Origin of the sequence: Rhodococcus sp. RCBS9 (assembly GCF_029457415.1) — a bacterium.
GTDB lineage: Bacteria > Actinomycetota > Actinomycetes > Mycobacteriales > Mycobacteriaceae > Rhodococcus_F > Rhodococcus_F qingshengii.
Window position 1 is genome coordinate 5,730,011 of record NZ_CP120422.1, and the last position, 24,404, is coordinate 5,754,414.

The 24,404-nt window shown below is 64.1% G+C and carries 11 protein-coding genes; 8 read left to right on the forward strand and 3 right to left on the reverse strand.

Annotated features, from left to right (window positions below; translation table 11 throughout):
• Positions 1–8 precede the first annotated feature (8 nt).
• The 7 genes from sufB (at position 9) to P0M12_RS27015 (ending at position 20,394) form a co-directional block, all read left to right on the forward strand.
• Complete coding sequence (sufB, locus tag P0M12_RS26985; RefSeq protein ID WP_003944799.1) at positions 9–1,469, forward strand: Fe-S cluster assembly protein SufB; 1,461 nt, start codon at positions 9–11, stop codon at positions 1,467–1,469.
• Positions 1,469–2,689: a Fe-S cluster assembly protein SufD gene (gene sufD, locus P0M12_RS26990; protein ID WP_042919809.1), complete on the forward strand. Its 1,221-nt coding sequence runs from the start codon at positions 1,469–1,471 to the stop codon at positions 2,687–2,689. Before sufB ends, sufD begins: the two co-directional genes overlap by 1 nt.
• Positions 2,690–2,750: 61 nt before the next feature.
• Positions 2,751–3,557 (forward strand): Fe-S cluster assembly ATPase SufC, encoded by an 807-nt coding sequence (gene sufC / locus P0M12_RS26995; RefSeq protein WP_003944795.1) that lies wholly within the window; start codon positions 2,751–2,753, stop codon positions 3,555–3,557.
• A gap of 5 nt (positions 3,558–3,562) precedes the next feature.
• The gene (locus P0M12_RS27000; RefSeq protein ID WP_003944865.1) at positions 3,563–4,828 is read left to right on the forward strand and encodes a cysteine desulfurase; all 1,266 of its coding nucleotides are present in this window, start codon (positions 3,563–3,565) and stop codon (positions 4,826–4,828) included.
• A gap of 3 nt (positions 4,829–4,831) precedes the next feature.
• The gene (sufU, locus tag P0M12_RS27005) at positions 4,832–5,335 is read left to right on the forward strand and encodes a Fe-S cluster assembly sulfur transfer protein SufU (RefSeq protein ID WP_277377099.1); all 504 of its coding nucleotides are present in this window, start codon (positions 4,832–4,834) and stop codon (positions 5,333–5,335) included.
• Positions 5,332–5,754: a metal-sulfur cluster assembly factor gene (locus P0M12_RS27010; RefSeq protein ID WP_003944963.1), complete on the forward strand. Its 423-nt coding sequence runs from the start codon at positions 5,332–5,334 to the stop codon at positions 5,752–5,754. Before sufU ends, P0M12_RS27010 begins: the two co-directional genes overlap by 4 nt.
• Before the next feature lie 339 nt (positions 5,755–6,093).
• Complete coding sequence (locus P0M12_RS27015) at positions 6,094–20,394, forward strand: non-ribosomal peptide synthetase (RefSeq protein ID WP_277377100.1); 14,301 nt, start codon at positions 6,094–6,096, stop codon at positions 20,392–20,394.
• A 1-nt stretch (position 20,395) separates the two neighbouring features.
• Here the strand turns inward: P0M12_RS27015 and P0M12_RS27020 are convergent, their stop codons facing one another.
• Positions 20,396–21,244: a Ku protein gene (locus P0M12_RS27020; protein ID WP_020907736.1), complete on the reverse strand. Its 849-nt coding sequence runs from the start codon at positions 21,242–21,244 to the stop codon at positions 20,396–20,398.
• Positions 21,245–21,384: 140 nt separating this feature from the next.
• On the opposite strand from P0M12_RS27020, the gene P0M12_RS27025 reads away from it, so the two are divergent.
• Positions 21,385–22,356, forward strand: a complete 972-nt coding sequence (locus tag P0M12_RS27025; RefSeq protein WP_003944869.1) for an alpha/beta hydrolase family protein — start codon at positions 21,385–21,387, stop codon at positions 22,354–22,356.
• A gap of 14 nt (positions 22,357–22,370) precedes the next feature.
• On the opposite strand, the gene P0M12_RS27030 is transcribed toward P0M12_RS27025, so the two are convergent.
• Complete coding sequence (locus tag P0M12_RS27030) at positions 22,371–23,501, reverse strand: lycopene cyclase family protein (protein ID WP_042445625.1); 1,131 nt, start codon at positions 23,499–23,501, stop codon at positions 22,371–22,373.
• Between the two features lie 10 nt (positions 23,502–23,511).
• On the reverse strand, positions 23,512–24,297 hold the full coding sequence (locus P0M12_RS27035; protein WP_125051061.1) for an SDR family oxidoreductase: 786 nt from the start codon (positions 24,295–24,297) through the stop codon (positions 23,512–23,514).
• Positions 24,298–24,404 lie beyond the last annotated feature (107 nt).

The following is a 24,404-nucleotide window of genomic DNA, read 5'->3' on the forward strand; positions in this document are numbered from 1 at the left end:
GAGCTCGCATGACCGTCACATCAGACCAGGCGACTACCACTGCGGCAGCAGGCACCGAGCCGCTCACGCAGGAAGAGACCATCGCGTCCCTCGGTCATTACGGCTACGGCTGGTCCGATTCCGACGAAGCCGGAGCCAGCGCGCAGCGCGGGTTGTCCGAGGCTGTCGTGCGGGACATCTCCGCCAAGAAGAGCGAGCCCGAGTGGATGCTCGACATCCGCCTCAAGGCGCTGCGCACCTTCGACAAGAAGCCGATGCCGAACTGGGGCAGCGACCTCGAAGGTATTCACTTCGACAACATCAAGTACTTCGTCCGGTCCAGCGAGAAGCAGGCCGAGTCGTGGGAAGACCTGCCCGAGGACATCAAGAACACGTACGACAAGCTCGGCATCCCCGAGGCGGAGAAGCAGCGCCTCGTTGCCGGCGTCGCAGCTCAGTACGAGTCCGAGGTCGTCTACCACTCGATCCGTGAGGACCTCGAGGAGCAGGGCGTCATCTTCCTCGACACGGACACCGGTCTCAAGCAGCACCCGGAGCTGTTCAAGGAGTACTTCGGATCGGTCATCCCGGCCGGCGACAACAAGTTCTCCGCGCTGAACACCGCCGTGTGGTCCGGTGGCTCGTTCATCTACGTTCCGCCGGGAGTCCACGTGGACATCCCGTTGCAGGCGTACTTCCGCATCAACACCGAGAACATGGGTCAGTTCGAGCGCACCCTGATCATCGTCGACGAAGATGCCTCCGTGCACTATGTCGAGGGTTGCACCGCGCCGATCTACAAGTCCGATTCACTGCACTCGGCCGTCGTCGAGATCATCGTGAAGAAGGGCGGCCACTGCCGCTACACGACCATCCAGAACTGGTCCAACAACGTCTACAACCTGGTGACCAAGCGCACCAAGGTCGAGGCCGGCGGATCCATGGAGTGGGTCGACGGCAACATCGGCTCCAAGGTCACCATGAAGTACCCGGCCGTGTGGCTGATGGGCGAGTACGCCCGCGGTGAGGTTCTCTCCGTTGCGTTCTCCGGCGAGGGCCAGCACCAGGACACCGGCGCCAAGATGCTCCACCTCGCGCCGCACACGTCCTCGACCATCATCAGCAAGTCTGTCGCCCGTGGTGGTGGACGTGCGTCGTACCGCGGTCTGGTGCAGGTCAACAAGGGTGCCCACGGCTCCAAGTCGACCGTCAAGTGTGACGCTCTGCTGGTCGACCAGATCAGCCGAAGCGACACCTACCCGTACGTCGACATCCGCGAGGACGACGTCACCATGGGTCACGAGGCCACCGTTTCGAAGGTCAGTGACGATCAGCTCTTCTACCTGATGAGCCGCGGACTGACCGAGGACGAGGCGATGGCCACCATCGTGCGTGGATTCGTCGAGCCCATCGCGAAGGAACTCCCGATGGAGTACGCGCTCGAGCTCAACCGCCTTATCGAACTTCAGATGGAAGGGGCTGTGGGTTAGTGACCACGCCAGAGACCGGAGTCATCGGAGCTGTTGCCGGGGAGAACCCGACCGCTCCTGTAAAGGGTGCAGCCACAGGCTCACCCATCACGAACAAGGGTGAGCAGTTCTCCTCGTTCGACGTCAATGCTTTCGAGGTTCCCGGCGGACGTGACGAGATCTGGCGGTTCACCCCGCTGCGTCGTCTCCGGGGATTGCACGACGGCAGCGCCGTCGCCAACGGACAGGTCACCGTCGAGGTCGACGGCGGAAGCGACATCACCGTCGAGACCGTCGGCCGTGACGACGCACGTCTGGGCAAAGCCGGCGTTCCCGCTGATCGCATTGCAGCGCAGGCGTATTCGAGCTTCGAGACGGCAACGGTCATCTCGGTTGGCGCCGAGGTCGAGGTCGAGAAGCCCGTCGTGGTCACCATGACCGGCCCCGGAGTCGACAACGTCGCCTACGGACACACCCAGATTCGTCTGGCGCAGTTCGCCAAGGCGACGTTCGTGATCGACCAGCGCGGCAGCGGAACCTTCGCGGAGAACATCGAATTCGTTCTCGGTGACAGTGCGCAGCTGACGGTGGTGGCCATCCAGGACTGGGCGGACGACGCAGTTCACGTGACGTCACACCACGCTCGCCTGAACCGCGACGCAGTGCTTCGATACACCTCGATCAGCCTGGGCGGCGACCTGGTTCGCCTGTCCGCCACCGTCAAGTACGACGGACCGGGCGGCGACGCCGAACTGCTCGGCCTGTACTTCGCCGACGCCGGCCAGCATCTGGAACAGCGTCTGCTGGTGGACCATTCGCAGCCCAACTGCAAGTCCAACGTGGTCTACAAGGGTGCGCTTCAGGGAGATCCCGGATCCGGCAAGCCCGACGCGCACACCGTGTGGATCGGCGACGTTCTCATCCGCGCCGCAGCGGAGGGCACCGACACGTTCGAGCTCAACCGCAACCTGGTGCTGACCGACGGCGCCCGCGCCGACTCGGTTCCGAACCTCGAAATCGAAACCGGTGAGATCGTCGGGGCCGGCCACGCAAGTGCAACGGGACGTTTCGACGACGAGCAGCTGTTCTACCTGCGTGCTCGTGGTATCCCGGAGGATCAGGCTCGTCGTCTGGTCGTACGTGGGTTCTTCCACGAAATCATCAACAAGATCGCTGTTCCCGAGGTGCGCGATCGCCTCGAAGCCGCAGTCGAAGCCGAACTCGCAGCCGTCGGCTCCTGACCGCCCCGCCGGCGACACCACCCCGTCGCTACGCTCGCCCGCCTCATCTTGAAGGAATTTCATGTCTACCAGTGACAACACCACCACCTCGGTCCTCGAGGTTCGTGACCTGCACGTCGAGGTCGCCAACTCCGATGCCAACGCCGAGCCCATCCAGATCCTCAAGGGCGTCGACCTGACGGTCCGCTCGGGGGAGACCCACGCGATCATGGGCCCCAACGGCTCCGGCAAGTCGACTCTGTCGTACGCCATCGCCGGTCACCCCAAGTACCAGGTCACGTCCGGCTCCATCACCCTCAACGGTGAAGACGTCCTCGCAATGAGCGTCGACGAGCGTGCGCGTGCCGGGCTCTTCCTGGCCATGCAGTACCCCGTCGAGGTTCCCGGCGTTTCCATGTCCAACTTCCTGCGCACCGCCGCTACGGCCGTGCGAGGCGAGGCTCCCAAGCTGCGCCACTGGGTCAAGGAAGTCAAGGAAGCCCTCAGCGAGCTCGAGATCGATCCCTCGTTCATCGAGCGCTCGGTCAACGAAGGCTTCTCCGGTGGCGAGAAGAAGCGCCACGAGATCCTGCAGTTGGGCATGCTCAAGCCGAAGATCGCGATCCTCGACGAGACCGACTCCGGCCTCGACGTCGACGCTCTGCGCACCGTCTCGGAAGGCGTCAACCGCTACAAGGAGCGCGAGAACGGCGGCGTTCTGCTGATCACGCACTACACGCGCATTCTGCGCTACATCAACCCCGACTTCGTTCACGTGTTCGTCGGTGGCCGCATCGTCGAGTCCGGTGGACCGGAGCTGGCCGACGAGCTCGAGACCAACGGCTACGTTCGTTTCACCGCGGACACCGCAGCTACCCAGGGAGCGTAATCACGATGACCACCTCGGTGCGCGAGCTCGACGTCACAGCGGTTCGGGCCGACTTCCCGATCCTGGCGCGAACCGTGCGCGACGGAAAACCTTTGGTGTACTTGGATTCCGGCGCTACCTCACAGCGTCCGGTCCAGGTTCTCGATGCCGAACGGGACTTCCTGACCACGTGTAACGCGGCAGTACACCGGGGTGCTCATCAGCTCGCAGAAGAGGCGACTGACGCGTACGAGAATGCTCGCGCCACCATCGCTTCCTTCGTGGGTGCGGATTCGGACGAGTTGGTGTTCACCAAGAACGCCACCGAGGCTCTCAATCTGGTGACCTACGTTCTCGGTGACGATCGCTTCGACCGCCATGTCGGTCCTGGCGACGAAATCGTCATCACCGAACTCGAACACCACGCCAACCTCGTTCCCTGGCAGGAACTTGCGCGCCGAACCGGCGCGACGCTCAAGTGGTACGGCGTCACCGACGACGGCCGGATCGATCTCGATTCGCTGGAGCTGACAGACGCGGTGAAGGTCGTTTCGTTCACCCACCAGTCCAACGTGACCGGCGCGATCGCGCCCGTCGAGGAATTGGTGCGACGAGCACGCGCCGTCGGTGCACTCGTCGTGCTCGACGCGTGCCAGTCGGTGCCTCACATGGCCGTCGACTTCCACGAACTGGGAGTGGACTACGCGGCGTTCTCGGGCCACAAGATGCTCGGCCCTTCGGGGGTCGGAGTTCTCTACGGCCGTCGTGAACTGCTGGCAGCGATGCCTCCGTTCATCACCGGCGGGTCGATGATCGAGACGGTCACCATGGAGGTCAGCACTTACGCGCCACCGCCTCAGCGTTTCGAAGCCGGCGTACCGATGACCTCACAGGTGGTCGGGTTGGGCGCTGCCGTGGATTACCTGAACACCTTCGGGATGGACGCAGTCGCCGCGCACGAGCACGTGTTGGTGGAGGCTGCTCTCGAAAAGTTGTCGGCGATCGAAGGTCTGCGCATCATCGGACCGCAGACGTCCGAGAACCGCGGCGGAGCGATTTCCTTTGTCGTGGACGGTATTCACGCCCACGACCTCGGACAGATCCTCGACGACGAGGGCGTCGCGATTCGCGTCGGACACCATTGTGCGTGGCCGCTGCATCGTAAGTTCGGTGTCGCTGCGACGGCCCGTGCGTCGTTTGCGCTCTACAACACCACCGCGGAAATCGATGTTCTCGTTGCCGCGATCAAGCGTGCGCAGGAATTTTTCGGTGTCGCAGGGGAGTTGAACTGAATCATGCGCATGGAGCAGATGTATCAGGAAGTGATCCTCGATCACTACAAACATCCGCACGGCCGCGGACTCCGTGAGCCGTTCGGCGCCGAGGTGCACCACGTCAACCCGACGTGTGGCGACGAGGTGACGTTGCGCGTCCAGATATCCGAGGACGGAACGGTCTCCGACGTCTCGTACGACGGTCAGGGTTGTTCGATCAGCCAGGCGTCGACGTCGGTGCTCAACGACCTCGTCATCGGGATGCAGGTCACCGACGCACTGAAGACGGTGACGGCGTTCAACGAGATGGTGAGCAGTCGGGGCACCGTCGAGGGGGACGAGGACGTTCTCGGCGACGGCATCGCGTTCGTCGGTGTCTCGAAGTACCCGGCACGCGTGAAGTGCGCCTTGCTCGGATGGATGGCATTCAAGGATGCTGTAGTCCAGATTGTCGACGGCAGTGCTGTGTCGACGGCGGACAGCAGCAGTGAATTGGTCGACACGACTGAAGGACAGGGATCATGACCGAGACACAACCAGTGCAGGACGCCGAGGTCGGCGCTCCGGTGAATCCGAATCCCGATTCCACTGCGGAATTCGGTGGCGCACAGGGCAGTGGCACTGTCCCGTCGCCTGAGCGACTCGACGAACTCGAAGAAGCGATGCGCGACGTCGTCGATCCCGAACTGGGAATCAACGTCGTCGATCTCGGCTTGGTCTACGGACTCTTCGAAGACGACGGTGTCGTCACGATCGACATGACTTTGACGTCGGCGGCGTGCCCGTTGACCGACGTGATCGAGGACCAGGCGCGCGGCGCACTTGTGCGTAGCGATCTGTGTACCGACATGAAGATCAACTGGGTGTGGTTGCCGCCGTGGGGACCGGACAAGATCACCGAAGACGGACGCGAGCAACTGCGCGCACTCGGCTTCACGGTCTGACAAGCAACCTCGGCACGATCAACTGAATACATTTCACCGGAGCGTCGGTGCCCGTTCGTCGGGTACCGGCGCTTCGGTTTGTTATATAGGGCCGTTTTAGCCATGATATTCAGGACAATAGTCCCAAATGGTTGTTTGATGAATATTTGCTGGAAGCTGACTGATCGGTAACATCGCAGCTGATTGTCACGATGTGATCTCCGGCGGGCGATTTGCCAGTTTCCACCCGAGCTTTCCAAAGTATTCGTCTCATTTTCGAAGTGCCCCGATCAGTTCGAAGCGTCCAGCGGACGCATAAACCTGTTTGCATCATGATCAAGTTGTAAGAGGGAGATTCGTGTGGATGGCAGTCCCGACCGAGGAATCGTTTCCGCAGCTCGTCCGGACGACGAACTCACCTTCCCTCTTTCTGCCGCGCAACTTTCCCTGCTTGTCGCACAACAGCTTCGACCCGAGATTCCCGTCAGCATCGCTCAGTACGTGGACGTGGACGGCCCACTCGACATCGAACTGCTGACCGCTGCCAGCAAACAGACCGGCCGTGAGATCGGCTCCGGATATCTGCGCCTGGTCGAGGTGGACGGGGTTGCGCGTCAGTGGCTCGATCTCGACATGGACGACTCCCTCGACGTGGTCGATCTTCGCGCCGAATCGGATCCGGAATCTGCAGCGCAGGAATGGATGCGCAGAGAGCACACTGCTGCCATCGATCCGTTCACCGATCGCCTGGTCAGGCTGGCAGTCCTGGTGCTTCGCGACGACCATTACTACTGGTACAGCCGTATTCATCACGTAGCGCTCGACGGTTTCGGCGCGATGTCGATGATGAACCGCACAGCCGAGATCTACACCGCTGTGGTGCGCGATCTACCAGTTCCCCCAGCGGTAACTGCCCCCCTCCAATCGTTGGTGAAGGCAGAGGCCGACTATCTGGGCTCCACGCGGTGGGAGCGCGATCGCGACTACTGGAACACCAAGATGGCCGACAAACCGGGCGGAACCTCGCTCGCGTCCTCGACTGCTCCGTCGCAGGCATGGTCTCGCCTACGGTCGGCGACGGTACCTACGGAACTGCGGAGCTCCCTCGAACGGCTGGCCTCCGCCCACGATGTGACGACGTCGTCAGTGGTGATCGGTGCTCTGGCGGCTTACCTCGCCCGGGCCACCGGGACCCGCGACGTGGTCCTCAGCCTGCCGGTCTCGGGGCGGACGACAAAAGCTGCTCGCAGGTCCGGCGGAATGATGTCGAACGTCGTCCCGATACGTGCGAGCGTCGATCCGCATTTCGCGGTCGGGGACCTGCTGCACGAGGTGAAGATCGAACTCACCGGCGCACTGCGTCATCAGAAGTACCGCCACGAGGACCTACGACGCGACCTCAACGCCGGTGATCACAGCATTGCCGACGGACGAGGCTTCCACGGGCCGTTGATCAACCTCATGCTGTTCCATTCCGGAATCACTCTCGGGGACGCGCACGGCGAACTGAACGTGATCTCGACCGGGCCGATCGAAGACCTCTCCGTCAACGTCTATCAGACTTCCGCAGCCGAAGAGATCCAGATCGACTTCGCCGCGAACCCAGACCTGTACACCAACGAGGACATCTCGCGTCACCACCGGCGTTTCCTCGAATTCCTCGAATTATTCTGCGCCGCAGAATCGGGAACTCGATTGATGGACATCGACCCCGACGCCGCGGGGAAATGGATCGCCGAAGTCCAACACGCCCGCAACGTCGAGTACTGGTCTGCGACCTTGTCGAACCCCGCCGAGGAACTGGGTTTGCCGGTCGTCGCCGGAACCGGTCGAACGTCCACGCCCCTCGAGATCGAGGCAGGCCTCTGCCGGAGCCTCGAGACGATGGCGACGACGATGAACACGAGTCTGTTCGTGCTGTTCCAGTCTGCGATGGCCGGACTGCTGCGCCGCGTCGGTTCGGCCGACGAGGTGTCGATCGGCGTCTCGGTCCGAGGGTACGGCGCCTCCAATCCGGACGATTTCGTCTCGATGTTCGCCAACCAGTTGGTGCTTCGCTCGACGGTGTCGAACACCATGACGCTCACCGACCTGGTCGGTGCGGTGGACACCGTCGCAATCGAAGCTCTCGAACACGCAGACATTCTTCTGTCTTCGGTGACCGCCGCACTCGGTGACGGCCGCTGGGTCGAGACGGGCCCGTTGTTCCGGGCGATGGTCTGCTTCGAGGAGCCGCTGGATGCTCACCCGAGATTTCCGGGGCTCATGGTCGGTGCGCCTATCGGATCGGATCTGGCCACCGTGCCGGAACTGTTTGTCTCCCTGGCGATTCCGACTGGTGAGCATGCCGATTTCGATCAGCCGATCTCCGGTGTTCTGGATTGGCTCGGCACGAAGGAGCAAGCCGAGGACCTCGCCGACCGTTATCTACGAATCTTGACCGCGATGGTCGGTGCTCCGCACTCGGCGCTCGGCTCAGTGGATCTACTGCGCCCGGACGCGCGCCAGGCGCTGGTGCCGCCCGTTCTGCCGATGACCCCGGTCCGAACGCTCTCCGAGATCCTTTCCGACCGCATTCGGGCGACCCCGGAAGCGATCGCCGTTGTCGCAGGTAGCGAGCGCGTGTCGTACCGCGAACTCGATCGACGATCGAATCAGTTGGCGCGCAAGCTCGTCGATCATGGCGTGCGATCCGAGTCGTTGGTCGGAATCATGCTGCCGAAATCCGTGGACATGATCGTTGCCGCTGTCGCGGTAGTGAAGGCCGGCGGCGGATACCTCCCACTCGATGGTGCGCACCCCGCCGAGCGTTTGGCGTATGTGGTCGAGGATGCGCAACCGGTGTGCGTCATCTCCGATTCCACTTTCCCGAACTCCACTTTCCCGAACTCCGCCTTCCCGAACTCTGACGTGGTGGTCGTCGGGGTCGAGTCCGACGAGTACTCCGGTGAGAGTCTGGAAACCGATGAGCGCCCGCGCGGACACGGAGCCGACAATCTGGCGTACGTGATCTACACCTCGGGGTCGACGGGCCGACCCAAGGGCGTCTCCGTCACCCACGCCACCGTGGTGCGATTGTTCGAGAACACGCACGTCGAATTCGGATTCGACGGCAACGACGTGTGGACGATGTTCCACTCGTTCGCCTTCGACTTCTCGGTCTGGGAACTGTGGGGCGCGCTGCTCCACGGCGGAACGCTGGTCCTGGTCGATCACGAGGTATCACGCGACCCTGACGCCTTCCGGGCGCTGGTCGCCGCAGAAGGCGTCACCGTGCTCAATCAGACGCCCTCGGCCTTCTACCAGTACATCGAAGCCGACCTTCGGGCCGATTCGGAGACCCGGCTCCGGTACGTGATCTTCGGTGGCGAAGCCTTGGACCTGCGTCGACTCGGGCGCTGGTACGACAATCACCCGGGGTACGAAAGTCACACGGAATCCGCGCCTGCACTCGTCAACATGTACGGCATCACCGAGACGACGGTGCACGTCACCCATCTCGAACTCGACCGGGCGAGCGCGAGTGCGCTGACCGGCAGCCGGATCGGTGACGCGATCGACGGACTTCGTGTGTACCTGCTCGACGAGCATCTCTCCCCGGTCCCGGTGGGGATCGCGGGGGAGATCTATGTCGCGGGCGGTCAACTCGCCCGTGGCTATCTGGGCCGTCCAGACCTCACCGCGGGCCGGTTCGTTGCCGATCCGTTCAATGCCGGCGGACGACGGTTGTACCGGTCCGGCGACCGCGCACGATGGATTGTGCCCGGACAACTCGAGTACCTCGGACGCGGCGACGCGCAGGTCAAGATCCGCGGATTCCGGATCGAACTCGGCGAAATCGACTCCGTCATCCTCAGCGCGCCGGGAATCGACGATGCCGTGACCGTCGTGGCTCCGACGCCGGCGGGCGGCGCTCTCGTGACCTATGTGACCGCTTCCGACGTCGTGGACGCCGACGCCCTCCGAGCTCACGCCGCCGAAGCCCTCCCGACCTACATGGTTCCCGATGCCTTCATGGTCCTCGATTCGATTCCGTTGACCACCAACGGAAAACTGGACCGGCGTGCGCTGCCTTCGCCTATCCTGGCCTCCACCAAGGTCTTCCGACCCCCGACGACCCCGACCGAGGGCAAGGTTGCGGCGGTTCTGGCTGACATCCTGAGTAGTGGACCGCTCGGACTCGACGATAATTTCTTCCATCTGGGCGGAAACTCGCTGGTAGCGACGACGGCGGTAGCGCGCTTGACCGAAGCCACCGGGGTTAAAATGCCGCTGCGTGCACTCTTCGACCATCCCACGGTGTCTGGGATCGCGGCGACGATCGAGCGTGCGGCACAGACCCCGGACGCCGACGGTATTCAGGTCGTGGCCCGGCCTGCTGTACTGCCTCTCGCTCCCGCGCAGCAGCGACTGTGGTTCCTGAACCGCGTGGCACCGGAATCAGGTGCGTACAACATTCCACTGGCGGTGTCGTTGCGCGGCGCCGTCGATCCCGACGCACTCAGTGCCGCGATCGTGGACGTCGTGACACGTCACGAGTCACTACGCACCGTGTTTCCTCAGATCGGGGACAACGCGACGCAGAAGGTTCTGGGCCTGGGCGAGGGGATCGCAGGGCTCGAGTCGATCGACGTGGAACGCGGAAGCCTCGAGAGAGTGATCTTCGAATTCTCTTCGGCCGGTTTCGATCTGGTCCGCGAACGTCCGGTGCGCTACCTGCTGATCACTGTCGCCGCCGAGAAGGAAGGCGATGACGAGGAAGCTGTCCTCGTAGTGGTTCTGCACCACATGGTGGCCGACGGTTGGTCGCTCGCGCCGTTGGCTGCTGATCTCACCGGCGCCTACGCCGCCCGCGTCGGCGGCAACAGCCCGCAGTGGGCACCCCTTCCGGTGCAGTACGCCGACTACACGCTCTGGCACCGAGAACACCTCGGCGACGCGTCATCCACCGATTCACTTGCCCACTCACAGATCGCGTTCTGGAAGCAGCAGCTGGCGGGAGCGCCCGAGCAGCTCCACCTGCCGACGGACCGTCCGCGCGCACTCGACCCGACCATGCGCGGAGCCGGAGTCGACATCAGAATCGGCGCTTCCACGCATCAGAAGCTCGTTGTACTCGCCGCCGATCACGACGCCACGCCGTTCATCGCCCTGCACGCGTGCTTCGCCCTGCTTCTGGCCAGGTACAGCGGCACGGACGACATCGTCATCGGAACACCGGTGGCCGGACGAGGGGACAGATCTCTCGATCTGCTCGTCGGCATGTTCGTCAACACTCTGGCCTTGCGGACCGTCGTCGATCGGGACGCAACGTTTGCCGCACACCTGTCGCAGGTCAGGGCCGTCGACGTGGATGCCTTCGACAATGCGGACGTGCCTTTCGACGTCGTCGTGGACGCGCTCGAACTGGACCGCTCGCCTGCGCACCACCCGGTCTTTCAAGCGGCCATCACCTCGCGGATAGCCACCACCCACACTGCCGAACTGGCCGGGGTGTCGATGACGGCGCGGGCAGTCGAGACGGGGCTGACCAAGTTCGACCTCGAGCTCACCGTCACCGAACGTCACGAGGCCGGAGCTGCAGCTGGGATCGATGCCACGTTCACCTATTCCACCGACCTGTTCGACAGCGCGACCGTCGAAGCGTTGGCGCGAAACTTCGTGACCCTCGTGGAATCGGCAGTGTCGGAACCGACTGCACCGGTTGGTGACCTTCGTGTACTCGGATCGCGGGAGAGTGCCGCGACGTTGCCGCGACGCGGTGTGGCTTCGGTGGGCGAATCGACGCTGGCGCAGATCCTCGGAGACACCGCGAGGAAGTATCCCGACGCGATCGCCCTCGAAGACTCCGAGCGCTCACTCTCGTACGGGGAGCTGGAGCGTCGATCGAATCGGATCGCTCGATACCTCATGGACCTGGGCGTCGGCCCCGAGACACCGGTCGCACTGGCAGTTGCCCGATCGGTCGACTCCGTGCTCGCAGTCTGGTCGGTCACCAAAGCCGGTGGCGTTTTCGTCCCGGTCGATCCCCGTTATCCCGCAGATCGAGTTGCGCACATGCTCGCGGATTCGGGTGTGCGGATCGGAATTCGGTCCGCCGAGGTTGCGGCCGGTCCGGCAGCCGGTGGGAACGTCGCAGTCTGGATCGACCTCGGCGACGCGGACACGGTTGCAGAATGTGCCGCCTACTCCGACGCTGCCATCGACGACGCTGACAGAACAGCGTCGATCACTGCGGCGTCGGCTGCGTACGTCATCTACACCTCCGGCTCGACCGGAGTGCCGAAGGGCACCGTCGTCACTCACGCGGGTTTGGCCAATCTTGCTCGCGAACAACAGGATCGGTACCGGATCACCGCCGGGTCGCGAACTCTGCATTTTGCGTCACCGAGCTTCGACGGCGCCGTACTCGAGCTACTGCTCGCCGGTTCGACCGGCGCGACGATGGTGATCGCCCCTCCCGACATCTATGGAGGGGAGGCGTTGAGCGAGTTCCTCCGAAGCCACGAGGTCACTCATGCCTTCATTACTCCGGCTGCGCTGGCGACCGTCGATCCGGCGGGCGTGACGGCACTGGAATGCGTAGTCGTCGGCGGCGACGTGTGCACGCCGGAATTGGTCTCGAGCTGGGGCAACGGGCGCAGACTGCACAACGGATACGGTCCGACCGAAACCACTGTCATGGTTGCCATCAGTGACCCACTCTCACCGGGGGAGCCGATCACCATCGGCGGTCCCATCCGCGGAATCGACGCCGTGGTGCTCGACTCTCGGCTGCAACCGGTCCCGATCGGCGGCGTCGGCGAGCTGTACATCGGTGGGCCGGGCCTTGCACGTGGTTACCACCTTCGTCCCGCGCTGACGTCGGATCGGTTTGTCGCGCATCCGTACTCGACGCCCGGTGCCCGGATGTACAGAACCGGTGACCTGGTCCGCTGGACCAAGGACCTGACCCTTCGCTACGTGGGCCGCAGCGATCATCAGCTCAAGATCCGCGGGTTCCGCATCGAACTCGGCGAGATCGACGCTGCTCTGATGGATTCCCCCCTCGTCCAGTTCGCCACGACGATTCCCGTCGAATCCGCCGCGGGTACCACTCTGGCGTCGTACGTGTTGCTGAGCGGCGACGCTGATATCGAGTCGCTGTTCGTGGGACTCGCCGACACGCTGCCGCGCTACATGATTCCGTCGTCGATCACCCCGATCGACGCCATTCCGTTGACTCCGGTCGGCAAACTCGATCGCAGAGCGTTGCCGACGCCGATACCGCGCGAAATCCTCGGAACGGGCCGTGAACCCGAGGCCGGACTCGAACGAACCGTTGCCGACGTTTTTGCTTCACTGCTCGACGTACCCGAGGTCCGAGCTGGAGACAGCTTCTTCGATCTCGGGGGCAACTCGCTCGTCGCGACGCAGGTGTCCGCGCGGTTGAGCGCAGCGACGGGACTCACCGTGGACGTGCGCTCGATCTTCGAAGCACCGACCGTCGAAGCGCTCGCTGCACGTCTGGCGGCGAGCGCCGAAGCATCAGACGATCGACCTGCCCTGAGCGCCGGTGCTCGGCCGGACCGCCTACCGCTCTCCGCCGCGCAACAGCGCCTGTGGTTCGTCAATCGCTTCGACCCCCAGTCCGCGGTCTACAACATTCCGTTCGCGATCCGCATCACCGGAGACATCCACGGCGATGCACTCGAGGAGGCGCTTACGGACGTCATTGCACGCCATGAGGTGCTTCGAACGATCTACGTCGACAGCGCCGACGGCCCGAGCCAGGTCATCCGAGCGCTCTCCGACGTGCAGTTCTCCGTCGAGCGCTACTGCGGATCCGAAGGTGTCGACGTGGCGACGACGGAGTTCGCGGCGCGTGGGTTCGATCTCGGTTCGGATCTGCCGATTCGGGCCATGCTGGTGCGCGAGGACGCCGGCGCTCACGTACTGGTCGTCGTCATCCATCACATCGCCTTCGACGGCTGGTCCCTGACTCCCTTTGCGGCAGATTTCGTCGCGGCGTACTCCGCACGCGTCGTCGGAGACGCCCCGGTTTTCACACCGCTCGACGTGCAGTACGCCGACTACGCGGTGTGGCAGCAAGACTCGCTCGGACAGGTCGGCGACCAGGAGTCTCTGGCTGCCCGCGAACTGACCTTCTGGACCACTGCCATGGCTGGTGCCCCGGACGAGGTACTGCTACCGGTCGATCGCCCACGCGGATCTGTCTCCACGACCGCCGTCGGATCGGTGCCGATCGTCATCGACGCGGCGACCGGGGAGCGTCTCGCCGCCTTGGCGAGGCGCAGTGGCTCGACGCAGTTCATGGTCGTACACGCGATCCTGGCGGTTGTTCTCGCGCGTCTCGGTGCAACCGACGACGTGGTGGTCGGCACCCCGGTGGCAGGCCGCGGGCGACCCGAGCTGGATTCCCTGATCGGGATGTTCGTCAATTCGGTACCGCTTCGGACGCCGGTCGATCACCGAGCGTCGTTCACCTCCCTGCTCGAGGTCGTCCGTGAACGCGACCTTGCCGCCTTCGCGCACCCCGAGCTGCCCTTCGAGGTGCTGGTCGACGCCCTCGATCTCGACCGGTCCACTACGCGACACCCCCTGTTTCAGGTCATGCTGTCGTACCACCAGAATGTGGTCTCGCCGCAGGTCACGGTCCACGACGCGCATCTCGAAGCGCAAGCACTCGAACCGTCCGTCGCGAAGTTCGACCTCGAGTTCACCCTGCTGGCAGGCGATTCCGAGAAGACCGAGATCACCGGGTCGCTCAGGTTCGCCGAGGCGCTCTTCGACATTGCCACCGCGGAAACGATCGCCGCGCGTGTGCAGTCGGTGGCCCGCGCCGTCGCCGCAGATCCGGAGACCGCGATCGGCGACCTAGATTTCCTCAGCACCCTCGAGCGGGCGTCGCTGATGCCGGTACGAGGTCCGGCGTGGACAGCCTCGCGTACCTTGGCCGAAATATTGACGCGGACCGCCACCCGTTCAGGCGATTCGGTGGCCCTTCGATCCGGTGACACCACCGTGCTCTACCGAGATCTCTTCGCCCGTGCATCGGCGCTTGCCCGCCGTCTGACCACGGAAGGGATCGGTGCCGAAGACATTGTGGCGATCGCGATTCCGCGCTCGATCGACTCTATCGTCGCCTTGTGGGGCGTTTCCTTGACCGGCGCCGCGTTTGTTCCGGTCGATCCGCGATACCCCGCCGATCGCATTCTGCACATGCTCACCGACTCCGGAGCCACTCGCGGAGTGACGACGGAAGCGGTGATCGAATCACTGCCCCGCCCGGTTCCGTGGATGACAATGGACGACATCCACGGCGACGGTGTCGGGCAGCCGGTTCCGGCCGCGCCGATCCGAATCGACAACCTCGCCTACATCATCTACACCTCCGGATCGACAGGAAAGCCCAAGGGTGTCAGCGTCACTCACCGTGGCCTGAGCGCGTTGGCGGCCGAGCAGACGGCGCGTTACGGCATCTCGGCGCAGTCGCGGACGCTGCACTTCTCCTCACCGAGCTTCGACGCATCCATCCTCGAACTGCTGCTCGCAGTCGGTGAAGGCGCGACGATGGTGATCGCCTCTCCCGACGTTTACGGCGGCCAGGACCTCGCCGAATTGGTCACCGATCACCAGGTGACCCACGCGTTCATCACACCGGCAGCGCTGGCCTCGGTCGATCCCACCGGGCTGGACGTCTTGCAGTCGATCGTTGTCGGTGGCGAGGCATGCCCACCCGAACTGGTCCGTAAGTGGGCACCGGGTCGCCGATTGTTCAACGGCTACGGGCCGACGGAAACCACCGTCATGGTCTGCATCAGTGATGCCTTGAGCGTGGGGGAGACCGTGACCATCGGCGGGCCCGTCCGCGGCGTGTCCGCGGTAATTCTCGACGGCTCGGCTCAGCCGGTACCCGTCGGGGTCACCGGTGAGCTCTACATCGCCGGCCTGGGACTTGCCCGCGGCTACCTCGACCAACCCGCCTTGACGGCGACGCGATTCGTGGCAGCGCCGTTCGGCCCGGCCGGCACCCGCATGTACCGGACCGGTGACTTGGTTCGGTGGACGCCGCTCGGGACGATCGAATACGTTGGACGCTCCGATCACCAGGTGAAAGTGCGCGGATTCCGCATCGAACTGGGCGAGATCGACTCCGTCCTCAGCACTTACCCCGGCGTCGAGTTCGCGGTCACCGTGGGCGTCGACGCAGCTTCCGGTGAGACGATGTTGGCGTCGTACGTAGTGCTCGGTGCCGATGCGGTCGAGATGGACGAGCTGCTGAGCCATGCGCGCCGCTCACTGCCCGCCTTCATGGTGCCGTCGGCGATCACCCCGATCGATCACGTACCGCTGACCCCCGTCGGGAAGCTCGACCGATCGGCATTGCCGGCGCCGACACTGCGTTCGTCCGAGCGAAGTGTCGAGCCGCTGACGACCGCGACCGAACTCCAGGTTGCCGGCGTCGTGGCGGAACTGCTGGGTATCGAACAGATCAGTGCGTCGGACAGTTTCTTCGAACTCGGTGGCAACTCACTGCTCGCCACCAGACTGGCCCAGCGACTCGGCGAGTCGTTGGGCAGGCAGGTGCCTGTCCGAATGCTGTTCGAGCACCCCGAAATTCGGGAACTTGCCACCGCGCTCGACACATCCGCCGGGGCGAAGGCGCTTCCACCGATCACCGCCGTAGACCGCCCCGAGCGAATTCCGCTGTCCTACGCGCAAGCACGCATCTGGTTCCTCAACCAGATGGATCCCGGCTCACCCGCGTACAACGTCCCTGCTGCGATCTCCCTCGACGGTGCACTCGACGTGCCGGCCCTCGAAGCTGCGGTCCTCGACGTGATCGAAAGGCACGAAATCCTGCGCACGGTGTTCCCCGACTCCGACTCCGGTCCACACCAGGTGATCCAGGATGCATTCACCTCGCTCGAGTACGGAAATGCGGACACCCGTGAACCGGCAGAGCTCGCCAGAGAATTCGCGTCGCGTGGATTCGACATCACGACCCAAGCTCCCGTTCGCGCGCTCCTGCTCGAATCGACGCCGCAGCACCACACACTTGTCATCGTGATCCACCACATCGCGGCGGACGGATGGTCGATCGCGCCGTTGATGAAGGACGTGCTCACCGCCTACGTCGCGAGAAGTTCGGGACACGCTCCCGAGTTCACCCCGCTCGAAGTGCACTACGCGGACTTCGCCATCTGGCAGCGGGAAGCGCTGGGCTCGGTGAACGAATCCGAGAGCGTGCTCGGGGCACAGGCGTCGTACTGGCGGGAGACGTTGCGGGGCGCACCTGAATTGATCGACCTTCCGAGCGATCGAGCGCGTCCGCTCACCCAGTCGTTGAGCGGTGCCCACACCGCGGTCTCGCTTCCGGCGCACACCCGGATCGCGGTCGAGGCGGTTGCCGGAGCCAATGCGGCGACGCCGTTCATGGTGCTGCACGCTGCCTATGCCGTCCTGCTGTCCAGGCTGAGTCGAAGCACCGACATCGTGATCGGATCTCCGGTCGCCGGGCGAGGACACCGAGTTCTCGACGACCTCGTGGGAATGTTCGTGGGCACGGTGGGACTGCGCACGACGGTCGACCCCGGGTCGACGTTCGTCGACGTTCTGCGTACTGTCCGCTCCGTCGATCTCGACGCCTTCGCCCACGCGGACATTCCGTTCGAGCAGGTCGTGGACGTGGTGGCGCCGACCCGGAGCACCGACCGTCATCCGGTGTTCCAGACGATGATCTCGTTCCACGGCGCCCACCCGACGACGTGGGACCTGCCTGGACTTGCCGTTCGTGCCCACGAGATCACACCGGACATCGCCAAGTACGACCTGCAGTTCACCGTTGTCGAACAGACCGCGGAGGAAGGCGGCGGCTACGAGGCCTCCCTCACCTACGCGAAGGATCTCTTCGACACCGATACGGCGGAGTCGTTTGCAGTGATGCTGGAAACGATCGTCGAGACACTGACTGCCCAGCCCTCCGCCGTCGTCGGTGACGTGGATCTTGCGGGACGTCGCCTGCGTGCGTTGCCCGGACGTCCGGCCGGCGATGCTTTGACCTTGCCGGAGTTGCTGCTTCGCGGCGCTGCCGATCCGCACGCTGCGGCAATCGTCGACGTCGCCGCTTCCGTCTCGCTCACGTACGGCGAACTCGACCGACGCTCCGACGCTATGGCGTTTGCGTTGATCGCTCGCGGAATAGCGCCGGAAATGATTGTGGCACTGGCGCTTCCGAGGTCGGCCGACTATGTGATCGCGCTCTGGGCCGTAGCGAAAGTCGGCGGAGTGTTTCTTCCCGTGGATCCGGCGTACCCCGCCGAGCGGATCGAGCACATGCTCACCGACAGTGGAGCGGTACTCGGTATCACCAGGGGCGAGTATGCGGCCGGCCTTCCGGGCGTCACATCGTGGATCGAGTTGGATGCGATCGAATTCACCACCGAAATCGAGGCAGTCCATTCCGAGACACTGCCGGACGCGCCACTCGAGTTCGACAACCCGGCCTACTTGATCTACACCTCGGGCTCGACAGGAAAACCCAAGGGCGTGTTGGTCACTCATGCGGGACTGGCAGCGTTTGCCGACGAACAGCGGGAGCGTTTCGGCGTCACCGCGCACTCTCGCGCTCTGAGCTTCGCCTCGACGAGCTTCGACGCGTCGGTTCTCGAGCTCCTTCTGGCTTTCGGCGCCGGCGCAACGATGGTGATAGCGCCGCCGACAGTTCTCGGCGGTGTCGAATTGCACGAACTGCTCGACGAGCAGACGATCACCCATGCTTTCGTGACTCCAGCCGCCTTGGCGACTGTCGATCCCGCCGGGCTCGACCATCTCGAAGCCGTCGTCGTCGGCGGCGACGCCTGTTCCGCCGACCTCGTATCTCGGTGGGCACCGGGGCGCCGAATGTTCAACGCGTACGGCCCGACCGAGGCCACCGTCGCAGTCACCATCAGTGATTCGCTGGTCGCGGGGGAGCCCGTGACGATCGGCGGCCCGATCCGCGGCGTGGACGCGATGATTCTCGATTCCCGACTGCACTCGGTTCCCGGCCAGGTCGTCGGTGAGCTCTACGTCAGCGGCGACGGTCTCGCCCGCGGGTACCTCGGCAACCCCGCACTGACAGCCGCGCGCTTCGTCGCCGACCCGCATGGACCCGAAGGCGCTCGGATGTACCGCACCGGGGATCTTGTGCGCGAAGATCGCTCAGGGGCACTGATCTACCTCGGACGCGCAGACCACCAGGTCAAGATCCGAGGGTTCCGAATCGAACTCGGAGAAATCGACGCGGTGCTGGCAGCGGAAGCGTCCGTGCATTCGGCTGTCAGCGTCGTCGTCGGGGAGGGCGTCGACGCTCGGATCGTCGCGTACGTCGTCCCGGCACATGCGGACTTCGACGCCGCCGCGCTGCGCCGTCACGCAGGTATATCGCTGCCTGCGCACATGATCCCGTCCGCTGTTGTCGTGATCGGCGCAGTCCCGACCACACCGGCGGGCAAGCTCGATCGCAGCGCTCTGCCTGCTCCCAACTGGGAGTCGCCGAGTGGACGCAGTCCGGAAGGCAGCGACGAGATCGCGATCTGCGCTGCTTTCGCAGAGGTACTCGATCTGGCCGACGTAGACACGTACGCCGATTCGAGTTTCTTCGAACTCGGCGGCAACTCACTCATGGCAACGCGTTTGGTCGCTGCCATCAAAGAACGCACCAGCATGACCGTCCCCGTCGCGTGGATATTCTCCGACCCGACTCCGGAGGCATTGGCGCGCAGACTCTTCGAACTCGAGGCAACAGTTGTGACAAGTGACGCGGATACCTCCGCACTTGCGGTAGTCCTGCCACTACGTCCGGAAGGCCGCGCCGAGCCACTGTTCTGCATCCATCCGGCCATCGGATTGGCCTGGTGCTACGGAGCGCTCGATCGCTACGTCGACTCCAGCCGGCCGCTCTACGGCCTGCAGTCGCCGGTCCTGACGGACTCCGAATTTCGGGCGGAGCTGATCGAGGACTTCGCGGCGCGGTACGTCGAGGAAATTCGCGGAGTTCAGCCGCACGGTCCGTATCACCTGCTGGGGTGGTCGATCGGCGGATTGATCGCTCACGCGGCGGCGGTGCAGTTGCAAGCCGCGGGTGAGAGCGTCGCCGACCTGATTCTGCTCGACAGCTTCGTTCTCGAAGACCCGACGATGGCGGGCGCGCAGCCTTCTCTCGCCGAACTGATCGGCGGGTTGGGGATCTCGGTCCCGGACACCGGCGAGCGTGATCTGACATCCGAGGACGCCGAAGCGCTCTTGCGTGAAACCATCGGCGATCACCCTTTGGTCTCGAGCGATCGGATCGAGCGACTGTTCGAGGAATACTCCGCCGGCGCCGAACTGGCTCACCGATACCGCCCGGGCAAGTTCGTGGGCGATCTGCTGTTCTTCTCGGCACACGCCGACACCTTCGACCCGCTGCGAACCGCGTCGGCGTGGCGACCGTTCGTCTCCGGGGTGATCATCGACCGTCCGGTGCCCACGTCACACGCCGAAATGTTCACCGAGGCAGGTCTGGAGGCGATCGGACCCGTGATCAACCTTGCGGTCGGAACGGGTCGTCACGCGGCCCCGGACGTCGACGCAGAGTTGGACGCTCTGATCGAGGTCCAAGACGTGCGCGGCTGACTCAGGCTCGTTTCTTCCTCGGTGTGGTCGACTTCGACGAGCCGGCCTTGGAGGCGTTCGACTTCGCTTCGTCCACACTGCGCTGCAGTGCGGCAACCAGGTCGACCACCTCCGCATCGGTGCCCTCTTGGTCGACCTCGGCGGCGGGGATGACCTTCTTGCCGCCGTTCTCGATCATCTCGTCGAGCAACTGCCTCAGTTGGAGCTGGTAGTCGTCGGTGAACTCGGTCGGATCGAAATCGCCCGCCATGCTCTCGACGAGCGTCTGCGCCATCTTCAGTTCCTTCGCCTTCGGCTTCTCCACGTCGTCGAGGGAAGGGAACTCTGCTGCACGAACTTCGTCGGGCCACAGCAAGGTCTGGATCACCAGAACACCGTCGCGAGCGCGCATCGCGGCCAGGCGCGTCTTCTGTCGCAGGGTGAAATGCACCAGTGCCGTTCGATCACTCTCGGTGAGCACAGTCGAAAGCAGGACGTACGCCTTCGGCGACGCCGAATCGGGCTCGAGGAAGTAACTCTTCTCGAACAAGATCGGATCGATCTGATCGTTCGGCACGAATTCCAGCACCGGAATCTCGTGCTTCTCCGCAGCCGGGAGTTTGTTGAAGTCCTCGTCGCTCAAGATGACGCGCGATCCGTCTTCCGAGTCGTACGCCTTGTCGATGTCCGCGAACTGAACCGTGTTTCCGCACTCGGAACACACACGGTTGTACTTGATGCGGCCACCGTCTTTTGCATGGACCTGGTGAAATCGGATGTCGTGGTCCTCGGTCGCCGAGTACACCTTGACCGGGACGTTGACCAGACCGAAGGCTATCGAGCCTTTCCAAATCGAGCGCATGCCTCCCATGATGGTCGCCGCCGGCCGTTTGCGCGAGGCAAACGATCACGGTTGATCCCGAACCGTTGCGTGTGGATGGGTCGGTTCGGGGCGTATCGAGCGGGTATCCGCTTCGAGAACCCGACTCGCACACCTGGGGGGACGCTCCGATGAGAATCCGAACCTACCGTCGACGCGTCACCGCGGCGCTGGCGATTTCACTGGTTCCACTGCTGTTTGCGCCTTGGCCCGCGAACGCAGATCCGGCACGCACCGTAACCATCAGCGTCCACTCCGATGCGATGGGCCGCGACATTCCACTCGAGGTGATCCTCCCCGCCGACACGAGCGCCCCACGGCCTACGTTGTATCTGCTCAACGGCGCCGGTGGTGGCGAGGACAGTGCAACGTGGGAAGGACGGACCGATGTCCTGGACTTCTTCGCCGACAAGAACGTCAACGTCGTGACGCCGCTGGAAGGAGCGTTCAGCTACTACACCGACTGGCAGAAAGACGATCCCGTACTCGGGCGCAACAAGTGGCAGACGTTCCTCACTCGCGAACTGCCGCCCGTCATCGATGCGCAGTTCGGTACCAACGGGGTCAACTCCATCGCGGCGATTTCGATGACGGCGACGTCGGTACTCAATCTCGCGATCTCGGCACCAGGCCTTTATCGGAGTGTCGGGGCCTACAGCGGGTGCGCGGAGACTTCCACCCAGCCGGGTCAGGACTATGTGCGGTTGGTGGTCGGCGCGCGGGGTGGCGCTGATCCGACAAACATGTGGGGACCGTTCGACGGTCCGGGGTGGCGCGAGAACGATCCGGTCGTGAACGCGGAGAAGTTGCGGGGGACCGCACTGTACGTTTCCACCGGATCCGGGCTGCCAGGTCCGCACGACAACCTTCAGGCACCCGATGTGAACGGAAATCCCGGAGCCCTCCTTAATCAGATCGTCGTCGGCGGCATCATCGAATCCGCGGTCAACGGGTGCACGCACGGCTTGGCGGACCGACTGAACGCACTGGGCATCCCCGCGACCTTCGACTTCAAGCCGACCGGAACCCACTCGTGGGGCTACTGGCAGGACGACCTACACAATTCCTGGCCGATGATCGCCGGCTCGATGGGAGCGCAGTAGTCGGTCCGGAGTGCTCACCTCAGAAACGGCGCGCGCATCAACGTCTTTCGGACGTGCCACGGTGACGATCGGAACAGGGTTGCCATCACCTTCGCCGTCGCGGACGCGTCCCGCCGATCGGACAGGTAGGACCGCTGAGCCTCGACCGGTAGATCGAAGAACGTGTCGAAGAATGTCGCGACCTCTCCCGAGCCGAGGGTGAGAAGTGCGTTCAGGCCAACGCGGCGAAGGGCAGACACCGCCTTGGCCGACCGCGGCCAGAGCGCCGCGTTGGGATCTCCACCGTCGGCGATTGCTTTGGCGACAGCGTCTGCCTCGGCGAGTGACGAGGCAACGCTGTATCCGGTTCCCGGATGCATCAGACCGCCTCGCCCGCCGAACCGGAGGACACCGTCGGGGAACGACTCCTTCGGGCCTTCGACTGCAAAACGGACTCGCTCGACCGGTGCGTCGTCGGGGACTTCGCAGCCCCGATTGCGAAGCCGGGTGCGCAGACGCGCTTCGAGTTCGCGGAGCCCCAACGCCGGCCGGCCGACGAGGCAGGTCTCCTCGAGGAGGACTCGCTCGTCATCGAGTGGGACCGCATAGAGGAACGACGGGGCGTCGGCGTCGGAGGCGCCGTTGTCTGTTCGCCAGTCCATGAACCAGGCTTCGCCTCCACCCAGAATCGGATCGGCCAGAGCGCGGTCGACGATCACTCCGAAGGCGGTCTGCTGGGCGGTTGTCACCGTCAGTTCGGTACCCCGGGCGTCGATGACGACGGAACCTGTCAGCTGCGATCCGTCCACGCACAGGACGGCGGTAGGTGACAGTGTTTGAGCACGCAAGGCTCTGAACTGTACGGATGTGCCCGAGAGAAATGATTGCAGTAAAGATGTATTCAATACGCAATATGTGCGATCAAGCGTTTTCTGTCTGCGGGTCCACACGCTCGGGCGTTCGATCCGGCTTGCGATCACATCGACCGGCAGCCACGACGGCAGCTCGTCAGCCCACGCCGAATAGGTCGGCGTCCACACCCGATGGGGATGCGGATCGACAACGACGACGGTGAGTTGCCGGGCGATACAGCGGGTGGCGAGTGCCCGCCCGGCCGGGCCGCCACCGACGATCACCACGTCGGCGGAGGAGTTGTCTGTGCTCACGACCGGCGCACTACATCGATCCCGTTGCGAGCAGACCGCCGTCGACCCGGACCGTTTCGCCCGTGATCCACGCCGCCGCGTCGGAGACGAGGAAGCCGACCAAGCCGGCAACGTCCTCGGGGGTGCCGAGCCGCTTCATCGGGTAGCCCGCCGACGCCTTGTCCTCGCCGGCAGCGACCAGGGCTGCCGCGAACTGCGTCTTGACGATCCCGGGAGCTACGGCGTTGACACGAATCTTCGGTCCCAGTTGCCAGGCCAGTTCTTCCGTCAGGCGGATGAGCGCAGCCTTCGACGCGCCGTACGCCGCGATGACGCCCGTCGACCGGATCCCGGCCACACTTGCCAGGTTCACGACGGCTCCACCGTGTTCGCCCATCCATGCCCGATGTGCTTGCTGGACGTAACCGAGGGCGGCAACCACATTCACGTCGAAGATCTTGCGCACGGCGTCGAGGTCCGCTTCCATGAGCGAACCGAGGACGGGGTTGATTCCGGTGTTGTTGACCAGAATGTCGAGTGAACCGAATTCGGACACGGCGCGGTCGACGGCACCGGAGCGGGCTTCGGCATCGGCTGCGTTGCCCGCGAATGCGACGACCTTTCCGCCGTGCCCCAGAGCGGACAGCTCGGATGCGGCGGCCTCGAGGGGCTCCGGCTTGCGGGCTGTGATCAAGACGTCGGCACCGCGAGCGAGGAGTTCGGCGGCGACAGCTTTGCCGATTCCGCGACTTGCGCCGGTGACGATGGCGGCACGGCCTTCGAGGTCGCGAGGACGAGTGCTGTTTTCGCTAGTCATGTCCCGAACGTTAGCGGACTCACACGCTGCTGGTCGGAACGACCGTCAGGTCACGGTAAAATCGATAGTTCTTGTGTCTGTAGTCAGGCATTGTTTACCCGTATTCG

Bases quoted from the DNA above. Each gene is read 5' to 3' on its own strand.
- sufB (WP_003944799.1), top strand. From the start codon at position 9: ATGACCGTCACATCAGACCAGGCGACTACCACTGCGGCAGCAGGCACC.
- sufC (WP_003944795.1), top strand. From the start codon at position 2,751: ATGTCTACCAGTGACAACACCACCACCTCGGTCCTCGAGGTTCGTGAC.
- P0M12_RS27000 (WP_003944865.1), top strand. From the start codon at position 3,563: ATGACCACCTCGGTGCGCGAGCTCGACGTCACAGCGGTTCGGGCCGAC.
- sufU (WP_277377099.1), top strand. From the start codon at position 4,832: ATGCGCATGGAGCAGATGTATCAGGAAGTGATCCTCGATCACTACAAA.
- P0M12_RS27010 (WP_003944963.1), top strand. From the start codon at position 5,332: ATGACCGAGACACAACCAGTGCAGGACGCCGAGGTCGGCGCTCCGGTG.
- P0M12_RS27020 (WP_020907736.1), bottom strand. From the start codon at position 21,244: ATGGGAGGCATGCGCTCGATTTGGAAAGGCTCGATAGCCTTCGGTCTG.
- P0M12_RS27025 (WP_003944869.1), top strand. From the start codon at position 21,385: ATGAGAATCCGAACCTACCGTCGACGCGTCACCGCGGCGCTGGCGATT.
- P0M12_RS27035 (WP_125051061.1), bottom strand. From the start codon at position 24,297: ATGACTAGCGAAAACAGCACTCGTCCTCGCGACCTCGAAGGCCGTGCC.